Source organism: Flavobacterium johnsoniae, assembly GCF_001879205.1.
Lineage (GTDB): Bacteria > Bacteroidota > Bacteroidia > Flavobacteriales > Flavobacteriaceae > Flavobacterium > Flavobacterium johnsoniae_A.
Map to the genome: position 1 here is coordinate 364,507 of NZ_MLFK01000010.1, position 14,087 is coordinate 378,593.

Here is a 14,087-nt window from a genome sequence, read left to right on the forward strand (position 1 = left end):
GGGTATATTATTATCTAATATTTTACAAAGAGCTGGCTTTAATCCTTACGATTTTACCGTCCTGCATAACAACAACATCGCTGTTGTTTTTCTTTTTAAACTCAATTAATTTTTCAGAAACTTTATCCATTGCCTCTATAATCTTCTTCTGAGTCGGTGTCGTTGTTGTTTTGTGTTCTCCCATGATTGATCATTTTTGAGTTTATCGAACTTAATTTTATTTATAATTTCAATATTATTGCCTAAAGTTTTTTGTGCTATCAATTCAGCTTTTACAGCTGTATTGTCAAAAATCAATGCCTCATCAACTATAGGCAAATATATAGCAAACAAATTAGTTATTCCGTTTTTATATCTGCGTTTAATAACATCGGTTTCAATATTGTGTCCTCCTTCCTGAACCCTCGTCCTGACCCTTTCAATTGCAAGGTCAACACTATCGAGCCAAAAGAATAAAAGAACCACTTTATAGCCTTTTTCCTGGGCTGCAATCACTTTCTGCTTATAGCTTTTTGTGGCCAAAGTCGTTTCAAAGGCGAAAACTTCATCATTGGCTAATAATTCATTGATTCTGTGAAGCATTATCCTCCCCGCTTCAAAAGCTGCCTTTTCAGGCTGGAAAGGAGAAAGTCCTTTGGCAATCTCATCTGCATTTACAAATTCTTTACAATTCAAAATTTCAGGCAGGATTGTAAAAGAAGCGGTAGTCTTACCTGCACCATTACACCCTGCTATTATGTAAAGATTTTTATCCATCAATACAAAGGTAATAAATTACGCCATTAGTGTACATTATTTAAACTTTAGTTTGTTTTTACATACTCCGGGTTTCTGATTACTAAAAATGCCTTATAATTATTTAAGTATAGACTGTTATAATTTTAACTATTACAGATTCATTTTTGAAGAAAATATTTTTAATTTAGAAATTGATAAATTATAATTTCGGTTTTCTAAGCCACTGCAAGCACAGATTCAGATTTTCTTTTGAGAGGTGCGAATATCATATTGAAACTTATTAAAAAGTTTTATATAATTCTAAGACCACTAAATTAAAAAAACAAAAAAATATCCAGCCAAAATAAAGGTCTGGCCTATTTTCTCAAATTCACCAAAACAATATTCGGTTTAGGAGCCGGTTCCATATCTTTTCCCATATAAAAACTGGTATGCGGAGGCTGGTTGTAGCCAACATTCTGCCAGGCAATACTAAGTCGGTATTGGGGATCGTGCATTAAGGTATATTGACGGATATCTGTTGGAATTACTGTAGAATAAATTCGTAATTCTGTATTGTCTTCAGATCTTAAAATAAGTTCTTCGCGCCAGTCACCTAAAATATCTGCCGAAAGTGCCGGAGTCGATTTTGTGCCGTTGTTTGAGGCTGCGCCTTCTGCTGTAAACAATCTCCCAAAATTGTATTTATCAATATAATTAGAATTTAAAAGCTCTCTTGAGGTATCTCCATCCCAATAAATCAAAAAATTAGTTGAAGCTGGCGCTTTTCCAATATTATTTCCTTTCATATCATGCAGATATGGAGAGCCTGACCACCAGCATTGTGCGCCTTTTCTCGTCGGGTCAATATTATCAGCAACGCCTCGGCCTACATCTTCATTTGGTGAATCTGTAAACAAAACTTTTCCATCTTTGGCAGAAAACAAAGTAACGCCCGGGCCTTTTGTACCGTTTTCGATTTCGTGAATTCCGAAGACTTCCAGACCCGGAATATCGAGATCAAGATCTGAAACATGAATCGCATCGCCATGCCTGAAACCCGTTGTATATAAACCTTGTCCGTTATCGTCGACACACATCGATCCATAGATAATTTCATCTCTGCCATCATTATCCACATCAGCAACCGTAAGATTGTGATTTCCCATTCCAGAATACGGATTGTCAGCATCTTTGCTGTCAAAGACCCATTTTGAACTGAGTTTTTTATCTTTAAAATCCCAAGCTGCCAAAACCGTTCTTCCATAATAACCCCGGCACATTACTACACTTGGATGAATACCGTCTAAATAAGCCACACAAGCCGTAAATCGATCCATTCGGTTTCCTTTTGTGTCATTGCCGCCGCTTCCTCCTCTTCCGCCCCAGCCTGCCAGATCACCGCGTTCCGGAATATAATCTACGGTTGTGATTACTTTTCCTGTTCTTCCGTCAAAAACAGAAAGATATTCGGGACCTTTTAAAATCTTGCCAAAAGCCGGCGAATCCGGATTTCTGTCAACCCAGTCTTTTGAGGCATCACCTACCACATTGTTCTGACTGTCGGTTGTACCGTCGGCGGTTTTACAAACCAGTTCCGAAATACCGTCGCCATCCAAATCATACACCATGAACTGCGTATAATGTGCGCCTTCGCGAATGTTTTTTCCGAGATTAATCTGCCACAAGAATGTTCCCTCTAAGGTATATGCCTGAAATATAGGCGGATCTGTAATGCCTTTAAAAGAATTATCCAGACTTTTTCCAGTCATGTGCACAATCAAATCGTATCTTCCGTCGCCGTTTAAATCTCCAACCGAAACATCATTTGGAATATAACCTTTAATTTCTTTTAATTTAATGGAGAGATACTGTTTATCAGAAGCATCAGCTTTAATTGTAAAACTTCCCGCCGTTTCTGATTCCTTACCTTTTAAAACCGTTTTTACAAACCATGTGTTTTCTTCCTGAAGACTGGCTTTGGCATCAACAAAATTTGCTGCGCCTGCAGTGGGTTTTTCGTTTAATAAAACGGCTTTTTTGTTGTTACTTTTTCGGTATAAATTAAAAGCCAGATCATCAGGATCTGTACCTAAAATGCGCCAGCTTATAAAAAACTGACCTTTATTTTTTACTGCAATAACACCGCGGTCCAGGTTTTCCATCTGCCTTTGACTGAATGCCGTTAAACTCACAAAAAGCAATAAAAAGAATGGATATTTTTTCATAAATTTTATATTAAGATTTAACCGCAGAGAACACCAGGGTCTATGCGAGGTTTCCAAAGATTTATGTTCGTAAAGCCGCGAAGACACAAAGAAAATCAAAAAGAAACTCAGCATCTTAGAGCCTTAGAATCTCTAAAAAAAACTAAAACATCTTCTTAAATCCTTCGCTCTTCACTTTCCATGTTCCGTCTTTCGGGAAACCCGGATTTTCTTCTGTCGATCCATCCCAGCCGGCACACATCATGGCTGCGGCTGTTAGAATTCCGCCGTTACCCGGAAGGTAAAGCGTCAGTCTTTCTGCCTGATAATTATGTCCGTTTTTTAAGTAAGTATTCGTCGTAACATTCATAAAAAGCGCGTCTACAGCCTTATCCGGCATATTTAAACGTGCCGCCGACATAGCTGTCATTGGAAAATCCCAACCCCAGGTTTTATCCCACGACCAGGTTTTCCAAACCAGATCAAAAGTATTTTTCATGATTTTTTTATCTAAAAGAGACGTTTCGGGCAGCATTCCAAAAGTTCCTAAAACAGAGGGATGATCCGTTTTAAATTCTGGATTTGTATACGAATCCGCCGCACTTTCGGTCGCCAGATAAACGTTGTCTGCAACCGGAAGTTTTGACAATTTTGCCAGAACAGTTTCCCATTTTTCAGGCACTTTCTGGTTTAGTTTTTTCTTCCACTCCACAGCCGTTTTCAAAGCCCAGTTCCAGTATGCCAATTCATAAGTCGGGTTAAAAGTTTCCATTGCTTTAAAACGTTCCTGCGCCGGAATCACACCCGGACCTAGCACATAACGATCATTTTTAGCATCATAATGAGCAAACGAAGCCATAAAATCGGCAGTTGCAAAAACACGTTCACTGTATAAATTTAAAGTTGAAGCTGTTGGTTTTGCGCGATACATTAATGCGGCATAAGTGATAAAATGCGGCTGCTGCCAAATCAAAAACGATCCCACAGACGACGGACTTTCGTTTCCGTCTGCATCTACCATTTTCTGCCATCTTGCTCCTTCAAAACCTTGTCTTTTCGCGATTCCTTTCGCTTTATCAAAAACCTTTTGATACCACGGCAGACTTTTTTCCAGCAGTTCAGGCCTGTTCCAAAGTGCAAAATGAACGCCATGCCACCAATGCATTTCTAAATGCGGTTTGCCGTACCAGCTGTTGTAAGTCAAACCGGTTTCCTGCGGCGGTACTTTTCCTGTACACTGCACTTTTGTTAAGTATTGCGACAAAATAATTCTGCGCTCCAATTCTTTTGCGCGAGGATTTGTGCTTCCGGAAAAATCAACTGCTGCACCGCTTTTCCAGAATTTTTCCCAGCCGTTTATACTGCTGTTTTGAATTTCTGTAAAAGAAGAATTTTTAACCGGTTTTTTATCGGCCAAAGCAAAAAGACAAGCTAATTCTAATGTATTTGTGTTTGAGGCTTCTAGAAGAAAATAATGTTCAGAAGCCTGTTTTATTTTTGCATTTCCTTTCCAGTTTAAATGAACGTTATACGAAATGCTGTCCATAACATGCGTTACAACAGCTTCGTTTTTTGATTTTTCCGTAAGTGTGCTTTTATAATCCTGCTTTCCTTCCCATTTTGTTCCCATATCTGCCCAGTCACCGGTTGGAAACGGAATTCGAAGACTGATTTTTAAACGTTTTTGCTGTAATAAATCGGATTTTACTTTTACTCCAATTTCATCTTTTTGCTGATGCGAAGCTGTTAAAACTGTTACCGGAATTCCTTCAATTTCAAAATAACTTTCAATTTCTCCAGTCCATACGTTTAATTTCTGCGAAATTGCCTTAACGTCCGAAGCTTTCGCCAGATTTCCGTCTTTCAAAGTAATTTCAAAACCTAAATTCCCCAATTGAAGCAAATGCGGATTTTGCCGGAACCAATTCACTGCTTCAGCTTTTCTGGCAGGTTCCTTGATTTGAACGGTATATGAGATATCTCTTCCGTACTGTCTGTAATCTCTCAAAGTCTCGGAAAACTTGTAATTATTAGTATTCTTATAACTGTCCCAGCCCCACTCTGATTGTGTCCCAAGCGGAATTCCGTGTTCGTACGTTTTCGGAAATGTCTGCAGCCCTGTGGCATCCACTGTAAACGCAAAAGCACCGTTTCCAACCGTTAAGGAAGCCAGAGTATCGATGGTTGAAATTTGAACATTATGTCTGGTAACCAAAGCCTTTCGGTCTATTTTCTGCGCCAGAAGCGAAATCGAGAAAAGCGATGTAAGTATTAAGAGGTAGTTTTTCATGTGGCTTTTTTTTTGTTGTTTTTTGTTTCAGGTTTCAGGTTTCAGGTTTCGTGTTTCGGTTTTCAGGTTTCAGGTTTCAGCTTGAAATGATTTTTTTTACCGCAAAGCACGCAGGTTTTTTTTCTCCGTAATATATTTGTAAATCTAAAAGTTCGCAAAGCTTTATCTACACAAAGCTTTGCGAACTTTGTGTTTTAATGCTACACAACCATATAAAGCTTGCGTGCTTTGCGGTTAAATCACAACTTGCTTCATTAAATCATCTAATTAAAGTAACACTCATCAACCCAATCACAACATCATTTGCAATGGCTTTGAGAGTCAGATTTTTAAGTGTTTTATTTTTATCCAAGGGCAAATCTAAAATTGTTCCTGCACCGCCTTCAACGCCATAACTTGTAAACCCTTTTATGGTTTTAAAGTCTTTGAAGTCTCTTGAAATTTCTCCCGATTTAAAATAAACTCTCGGCGGTTTTGGAGCATCGGTTGTAAAGGCTGGTCCGTCGATGAAATAATCCTGCTCGATCGGCCACCAGTTTTCGGGGTTTTTTAAGAGTAAAATTTCCGAAGTTCCATCGGTATAATTCACCTTAATTTCTCCGTTTACAATTCGGCTCTGCATTGGATTTGTGGTCCCTGCCATCATAAAATAAGCGTGTGAAGCTTTTCCATTTAACGGAATAACAGCACTTTCAGGAAAATTATCCCACATTGAAGTGAAAATGATATTTTTTTGATTTTCATCGGAAGGAGTTTGAAACGGAATTCCGTTTGACGTTGTAATTTTACCATTTTCTTTTGCTTTTTGGCGCAGTCCTGAATCGTCAATTTTTACCGAAACATTTGGATAACACCAATTTCCAATACCTTGTTTTGGAAGCTGCAAAGTCACAACATTGGGTCTTGGAGACAAATATTCGTAATTAAAAATATCGGTCACTTTTGAATTAAAAAATGAAGAAAGAGAAATCGTTTCTGTACGTATTGATTTATCCAAAGGCTTATCCCAATCTGTGGCAATTTTATTTGATTTTTCTTTTGTTTTAATGTTTAATTGAATCGGTTCCCACCAAATGAATTCTCCCTGCTTCAATTTTACAAAAAACGTCTTATTTCCTTCTCCGTTTACAGTTGCATGAAGCATTTTTTCTTTATTCGAAATTTCTGCCAAAACAGATTGTGGATCGTAAACAGAAACGATTTGAGATTTAAAAACCAGCATATCCAAATTTTCTCCTGAAGTATAAAATGGTTTTTGGATCATTTTTTCGATAGTCCCTCCACGCCAGTTCACAACCACGTCATAAGTCTTAGCATACGGTGTTTTTATGCTGATTTTTGGATTTCCAATATTTTCAGATGTTTCTCTGTAACTTGCAATTTTACCATTTACCGTAATGCTTTGTATATTTTCAAACGGTGCCTTTAGTATTAAATTCAGATTCATTTGGGCACCAAAACGATTCTCAATATGATAAAATTCTTTCTTGTTTTCTCTTTTAAAATCAATTGAAATATCCGGAATTTCTAAGGAAGCTTCGTTCCATTTTTCAGGAAAGCCTGGTTTTATAGTCAAGACTTGATTTAAAGCATCTGGCTGAATCCCGAAAAGTCCTTCAACTAAAGTTCTCGAAGCCATTCCAATTGGGTCAGCAAAGTCGCGGTACAATTCGCCGCGCATCGCATCCTGATACATGAGCTGCTCAAATCCGCCCGGCGAAGCACTCAGATACATGCTTTCAATCAAAGCACTTTCCCACATAGTGTATGCTTTTTCAGCTTGTCCGCTCTGCCAGAAAGCCAGTGAAGTATGCAGCTGTTCGGCCAAAGCTGCATTATTGGTCGACCATGTATATGGCTGCCAATTTGTAGTACTGATGACATACAGATCTGTTTTATCCAGTCCGTCTGCGGCAATGGGAATATGTGGAATCTGATTATCAACATAATCCAGCATCTGGTAACTCTCAAACGGATTGGGCACTTCTGAGTCGATAGTATGGTAAATGCTCCAAACTCCTGGCGCATCGTGCAGTAAACGGTTTCCTAAAGCATCTTTATATTCGGCAAAAATTCCTTTTTTCGCAGTCCAAAGCTGGCTTTTTACCGCTTTTAAGATCTTGTCTGCTTCTTTTTCAAAAGGAGCCGGATCTTTCTCTAATTTTTTAGCCAGTTCAGCGGCCATTTTATTTGCATAATAATTATAGGCCGATGAGTGAATTACACCGCCTCCGCTGTACTGCAGCGCATCGCTGGCCCAGATGCTCGCGTATGCATCATACAATCCGTCATTGTCCGGATCAAAATTTCGCTTTTCCCAGTTTAAATGCCGTTCGATTGCCGGCCATATTTCTTTTAAAAAAGTCATATCATCCGTCCATTTAAAATGACGAAATAGCTGATCGAAAAAAACCAGATTCATATCATAATGATGCGCCACATTGTTTCTATTCGGACTTCGGCTGATGTAACCGCTGCTAAACATCGAAGTCCCTATTTCTTCTTTTTGACGCGCCAGGTTTTTTTCTTCATCAAACACAATCGGACCGCTTTCCGGCGATGTTACCTGAGACTTGCTGTAACTTGTAAAATGCGTTTTTGCCCTGTCATGCCAACCCAAAGGATCTGCCGTGTAGGCGCCCCGCCACGCGTTTAAATGCATGCGCCAGGCAATAGCTCCATGAAGGTACGCAGGGCTTTCCCAAATTCCGTCGGCCGCGATGGCGAGTGCTCCTCCTAATGTATTGATGTAAGGATCTGGTGTTTTGACTTTGACACGATTGGCCAAAAGACGAGTTGCCGTAACTGATTTTTCATAAAGTTCGGCAATTGTTCTCTGGGTATAATTTACATTTGAAACTTCCGGAACAAAAAGCCAGTAATTTTCTTTTTCAGAAATTGAGTTTATTTTCCCGCTTATTAAGGAAAGTTTTTCAGGATTGGAATTAAAAAGCTCTAAAGGCTTACTTTGTGCATTTGCATTTGCTAAACGAGTATCAGAATTTGGAAAAAATCCGTTAATTTTTTTATTATTTCCCGTTTTTTGTTTGTTGCTCTCAGACCCATAATCGAGTACAAAAGATTCTTTTTTTAAGGTATAGGTGTTATTAAGGCAATACTCCGGCTGTAAATAAAAAACCGATTCGGGATCTGCGCCAATATCGCCGTCACGGCTAAATTTCCTGCCTGTTGCACCGCCAAAAGCCCAGATTAAATGAGTCTTTTTTGATACTTTTTCACCATATATTTTGACGATAAAACCTTCACTTTCTTTTAGGGCTGCGACATCAATAAACAATTTTCCATCTCCTAAAATGGGATCCTCGATGGTGTAATGCATGGTTCCTAAAACATAACGCGTATCGATTTTTGCTGCTTTGGTAATCCATTTGCTGTCGTTTCCGTTTACCAACCCGAGTTTGAAGTTGCCTCCCATTCCGGGCATATACATGGCGAATTCCGGTAAATCTCCGGTTTCAACCCTGAATCCTGTATTAGAACCGTAAAGTGCACGGTTAAATTTTCTGGTTCCGTTTTTTAAAACAAAACTATTTCCTTCGGGTACATAATGAATTTTGCGAATGGATGTTTTTTCCTGACCAAAAAGGATGATAGTTGAGCACAGAAATACACCGGCTAAAAGGCAGACAGTTTGTTTTTTAATTCCCATAAAATTCAAAAAATTGACAATTATTAAAATTTGAATAATAAAATTTAAGACAGTTTATTTTATCAATTCAATAATATAGATGCAATTTCTTTGTTTTTTAGTGGGATAGTATCCTGTACCTACCTGATTTCGTAAATTTAAAAAATATATTAATTTTTAGAATTATCAATTTATTTTTAACATCATAGTACAGGATACAATATAAAAAAGGAACAAGTAGATTTGATAATACAATTTCTTTTCAGGAAGACATTATCACAAAAAAAGAAAATAAAAAGCATTTTGCAAAACAGATAAAACAGCACTAATTTTAAAGTCCCGCCACGTATTATGCCTTCAAAAAATACTCTCAAATTCTTATTCTTTATTTTATTTAGTTTCTTCTTAAATCAAAATGCAAAGGCACAAAAAACAGGTTTAATTTATCTTTCTGGAAAAGATTTTGAGCATCCAATTCAATGGGATTTTTATTGTACGGATGGAAATAACAGCAAAATCTGGTCTAAAATTAATGTGCCGTCACAATGGGAGCTCGAAGGTTTTGGCGAGTATACATACGGGCGCTGGTATAAGGAACTGAATCAAAAAGAACCCAGCAAAGAAGAAGGTTTTTATAAATATGAATTCGAAATACCGCTTGATTATAAAGGCAAAAATATTCTAATTGCGTTTGGCGGTGCGATGACCGATACTGAAGTAAAAATTAACGGAAAAATTGCCGGACCAATTCATCAGGGCGGTTTTTATGAGTTTAAATATGATATCTCGGCTTTGTTGCAATTTGGTTCAAAAAATATTCTTGAAGTTCATGTATGGAAACATTCTGCCAATAAATCAGTTAACGCAGCTGAAAGAAGAGCCGACTGGTGGCTTTTCGGCGGAATTTATCGTCCGGTTTGGCTGGAAGTTTCACCTAAAACTCATATTGAGAATATTGCCGTAAATGCGAAAATGGACGGTTCTATTACAGTTGATCTCAATTTGCAGCACATTTTAAAAAACACAATAATAGAAGCCTCTGTTTCAGATAAAAACGGAACAGAATCGGAAGTTTTTAGTTTTCCGCTTAAAGCGAAAAAAACAAAAGAATCAATCTCGGCAAAATGGAAAAACATCAAACCGTGGAATCCCGAAACGCCTCATTTATATGGTTTAAAATTAACACTGAAACAAAACGGAATTGTACTTCATGAATTCCATAAAAAAATTGGCTTCAGGACTTTAGAATTCAAAAAACGGGACGGAATTTATGTAAACGGCACCAAAATTATCATGAAAGGCATCAATCGTCATTCGTTTTGGCCGGAAGGCGGACGAAGCACGAGCAGACGAATCAGCGAAATGGATGTGAAACTGATTAAAGACATGAATATGAATGCGGTTCGCGGGCACTATCCGCCGGATGATCATTTTCTGGAAGTCTGCGATTCTCTGGGGCTTTTTGTACTGAATGAACTGGCAGGCTGGCAGAACTCCTACGATACTGAAACCGGAACCAAATTAGTTAAAGAAATGGTTGTGAGAGATGTAAATCATCCGTCGGTTATTATTTGGGATAACGGAAATGAAGGCGGCTGGAACTATGAGGTCGATAAAGTTTTTGCAGAAAATGATCCGCAGAAAAGAATTGTAATTCATCCCTGGGCTGATTTTGACGGCTGGGACACGCATCACTACCCTACTTATTTAACGGGAATGCATCGCTTTAATTCGGGCGAAAATGTATTTTTCCCTACCGAGTTTATGCACGGAACTTATGATAACGGCCACGGTGCGGCGCTGGAAGATTTTTGGAACAGATATAAAGAAAGTCCGCTTTTTGCCGGCGGTTTTATGTGGGCGATGCTCGACGAAGCTGTAAAACGGTCTGACTGGAAAGGCGAACAAAAATTTGACTCAAAAGGTTCTCTTGCTGCTGACGGAATTCTAGGGCCTCATCGCGAAAAAGAAGGAAGTTATTTTTCGGTTAAAGAAATCTGGGCGCCAATTCAGTTTCAGCCCAAACAAATTACGGATACTTTTGACGGTTCTTTTTTGATTACGAATGACTATTTATTCAGCAATTTGAATTCCTGTAAAATGGAATTTAAAGTTCTTAAATCTGATACTGATGTTTTGTATACTGATAAAACAGCTCAGGAAATTAGTTCCGGAAAAATTGAAATGCCAAGCACAGAACCCGGCGAAACCAGAAAAATAAAATTAGAAATACCTCAGAATTTCTTTGAAGGCGATATTTTATCGATTACTGCTTTTGACCAGTTTGATAAGGAAATTTACACCTGGACATGGCCTATTCACAAAGCTCAATATTATGCTGTGAAATTTTTGGCTGTTCAAAACACAAAAGCAAAAGCTGTTGTTACCAAAACCAATTCTGAAATTACCCTCAAGGCGAATGACATAACAGTTGTTATAAATGCGGCAACAGGAGAAATTCAGAAAATTACAAATAAATCATCGGTTATTCCTCTAACAAATGGTCCGCGTTTTATTGGAATGAAAGCAAAATTAAAAGATATTGCCATTTCTCAAGAAGACGGAAAAGCGATTTGTAAAGTCAATTATTCCGGTGGATTATCTTCTATAAAATGGATTATGGAACCAGACGGCAGATTAAAAATGGAGTTGCTTGCGCTTAAAAATGCTTCGGGCGGAGATGGTTTTGACGGCGCTTTTTTTGAAGATAAAATCAATGCTTTTGGGATTACCTTTAGCTATCCTGAAAAAGAAGTAAAGGGAATTAAATGGTTTGGAAGAGGCCCGTATCGCGTTTGGAAAAACAGAATTAAAGGAACAACGTATGGTTTTTGGGAAAAAGAATATAACAATACGATTACGGGAGAAAGCTTCGAAAACTTAATTTACCCTGAGTTCAAAGGCTATCACGCCAACTTATTGGGTGCGAGTTTAAAAGCCGGCAATTCGTCGTTTAAGTTTTTCAGCGAATCTGATAATTTGTTTTTGAGATTGTTTACGCCTGATCTTCCTAAAAATTCCTTTCCGGGAAGCAGTCCGCAGCCGGATTTTCCCGAAGGCGATATTTCGTTTATGTATGAAATTCCAGCCATGCGTGATTTCAAACCATTGGAACAACAAGGCCCGCAAAGCCAGCCGACAAATATCCGAATTAAAAAAGGCGATGACGGAATTAAAATGGATTTGTGGTTTGATTTTAGTTTTTAGTTTTTTTTGTTTCAGGTTTCAGGTTTCAGGTTTCAGGTTTCACGCTAACATGTCCCGAAACATATTCTCACAACTCACATCTAACATCTAACATCTCACATCTAACATCTCACATCTAACATCTAACATCTCACATCTCACATCTAACATCTCACAACTCACAACTCACAATTCACAACTCAAAAACATGAAATCAATTAAAATAACAGCTTTTGTTTTTCTTGCTTTATTACTTTTAAATTTCACTCCAAAACAAGATTCTAAACCTACCCTTTTTATGGTTGGCGATTCGACTGTAAAAAATGGTAAAGGCGATGGTGCGGGCGGTCTTTGGGGCTGGGGAGATTTTATTGGGCAGTTTTTGGATAATTCCAAAATCAATATTGAAAATCATGCACTGGGCGGTACGAGCAGCCGCACTTTTCAGGACAAAGGATTGTGGAATACTGTTTTGAATAAACTCAAAAAAGGAGATTACGTCCTGATTCAGTTTGGGCATAATGATGACGGTGCGATAAATGACAGTCTCCGTGCCCGCGGCACAATAAAAGGGACTGGAAACGAAACACAGGAAATTGACAACATCCTGACTAAAAAACACGAAATTGTTCATTCCTACGGCTGGTATATTCAGAAAATCATTCGCGAAGCAAAATCAAAAGGCGCAATTCCGATTGTGTGTTCGCCTATTCCGAGAAATGACTGGAAAAATGGTAAAGTACCCCGAAACGATCAATCGTACGGTTTGTGGGCGAAACAAATAGCCGAAAAAGAGAAAGTGGCTTTTCTTAATTTGAATGAAAAAATGGCTGTTGAAATGGAGAAACTGGGTGAGGCAAAAGTTACCGGAACTTATTTCTATAAAAAAGATCATACGCATACTTCGGCAAAAGGCGCTGTTTTAGCTGCTTCGATAATTATTGACGAAATAAAAGGCAGCAAAAATTCATTAAAAAATTACATTTTAGAAAATCCGCAGCTTGTTTTTCCTTCAAAAAATAAAGTGTTTTTAATAGGCGATTCAACTATGGCAGATAATGGAAATCCGGATGCTGTTGGCTGGGGAGTTGTTTTTCCGAAATATTGCGATACCACCCGGGTTGAAATCATCAATAAAGCAAAAGGCGGCAGAAGCAGCAGAACTTTTGATACTGAAGGTCTTTGGGATGAAGTAAAAAAACAATTACAGCCGGGGAATTATGTCTTAATCCAGTTTGGTCATAATGACGCGGGCGCGGTTGACAAAGAGAAATTTAGGGGTTCTTTAAAAGGAATTGGAGATGAAACGCAGGAAGTAATTCTTCCAAATGGCTCAAAAGAAATCGTGCATACTTTTGGCTGGTATATGCAAAAATTTATCCGCGAAGCAAAAGAGAAAGGTGCCATCCCAATTGTTTTGAGTTTAACACCAAGAAACGAGTGGCCAAATGACAAAGTCGAACGCAGAACAGAGACCTATATAAAATGGTCTAAAGAGATCGCGGAAAAAGAAGGTGTCTATTATATTGACTTAAGCGAAGCGGTTGCTCAAAAATATGAAGTTTTAGGAAAAGAAAAAATGAAAGCCTTTTTTCCAAAAGATCATACACACACGGGCATAGAAGGTGCCGATTTAAACGCCTTGACTGCAGCCGAATGTATTAAAAAGGTTTTGGGGTTTGGGTTGTAATTTGTGAGTTGTGAATTGTGAATTGTAAGTTTTGGGTTAAGAAACTAACCTGAAACTTCAAACCCGAAACCCAAAAAAAAACCTCATCTTGCGACGAGGTTTTAGTTGTATTATTTTTTTGATTCTTCGATAGAAACTTTTCTGAACTCTTTCAAAAGTTTTTCGATTTCTAAAGTAGCTTTACGTGCTCTTGGTCCTGCAGCTTTGATACCTTTTTCAGTTAAAGATTCTGCTTCTGCTTTGAATGTTTCAATTTCGGCGTTGATTTTTACTAATAGATCTTTCATGCTTATAATTATTAAATTAAGGCGCAAAAATAGAAGTTTGATTGATAGTTACAATAAAATT

The 14,087-nt window shown here is 38.0% G+C and carries 8 protein-coding genes; 2 read left to right on the forward strand and 6 right to left on the reverse strand.

The features are described 5' to 3' along the window. Positions 1–22: 22 nt before the first annotated feature. The 5 genes from BKM63_RS23725 to BKM63_RS20510 all read right to left on the reverse strand — a co-directional run bounded on the left by BKM63_RS23725 (position 23) and on the right by BKM63_RS20510 (position 8,884). Positions 23–184 carry a hypothetical protein gene (locus tag BKM63_RS23725; RefSeq protein ID WP_165608795.1) on the reverse strand — a complete coding sequence of 54 codons (162 nt, stop codon included), beginning with the start codon at positions 182–184 and terminating at the stop codon, positions 23–25. Beyond that, positions 136–756 carry a zeta toxin family protein gene (locus BKM63_RS20495; RefSeq protein ID WP_207539286.1) on the reverse strand — a complete coding sequence of 207 codons (621 nt, stop codon included), beginning with the start codon at positions 754–756 and terminating at the stop codon, positions 136–138. The genes BKM63_RS23725 and BKM63_RS20495 overlap by 49 nt, the downstream gene beginning before the upstream one ends. Before the next feature lie 338 nt (positions 757–1,094). Next, positions 1,095–2,945 carry a rhamnogalacturonan lyase gene (locus tag BKM63_RS20500; RefSeq protein WP_071638435.1) on the reverse strand — a complete coding sequence of 617 codons (1,851 nt, stop codon included), beginning with the start codon at positions 2,943–2,945 and terminating at the stop codon, positions 1,095–1,097. Positions 2,946–3,087: 142 nt separating this feature from the next. Continuing rightward, positions 3,088–5,214 (reverse strand): hypothetical protein, encoded by a 2,127-nt coding sequence (locus tag BKM63_RS20505; RefSeq protein ID WP_071638436.1) that lies wholly within the window; start codon positions 5,212–5,214, stop codon positions 3,088–3,090. A 259-nt stretch (positions 5,215–5,473) separates the two neighbouring features. Next, a complete protein-coding gene (locus BKM63_RS20510; RefSeq protein ID WP_071638437.1) occupies positions 5,474–8,884 on the reverse strand; it encodes a DUF4450 domain-containing protein in 3,411 nt (1,136 codons plus the stop codon). Between the two features lie 330 nt (positions 8,885–9,214). Between BKM63_RS20510 and BKM63_RS20515 the strand changes: the two genes are divergently transcribed. Continuing rightward, positions 9,215–12,070: a glycoside hydrolase family 2 protein gene (locus tag BKM63_RS20515; RefSeq protein WP_071638438.1), complete on the forward strand. Its 2,856-nt coding sequence runs from the start codon at positions 9,215–9,217 to the stop codon at positions 12,068–12,070. Positions 12,071–12,257: 187 nt separating this feature from the next. Continuing rightward, complete coding sequence (locus BKM63_RS20520; protein ID WP_071638439.1) at positions 12,258–13,739, forward strand: rhamnogalacturonan acetylesterase; 1,482 nt, start codon at positions 12,258–12,260, stop codon at positions 13,737–13,739. A gap of 110 nt (positions 13,740–13,849) precedes the next feature. Here the strand turns inward: BKM63_RS20520 and BKM63_RS20525 are convergent, their stop codons facing one another. Continuing rightward, on the reverse strand, positions 13,850–14,026 hold the full coding sequence (locus tag BKM63_RS20525) for a histone H1 (RefSeq protein WP_012026201.1): 177 nt from the start codon (positions 14,024–14,026) through the stop codon (positions 13,850–13,852). Positions 14,027–14,087: the final 61 nt, after the last annotated feature.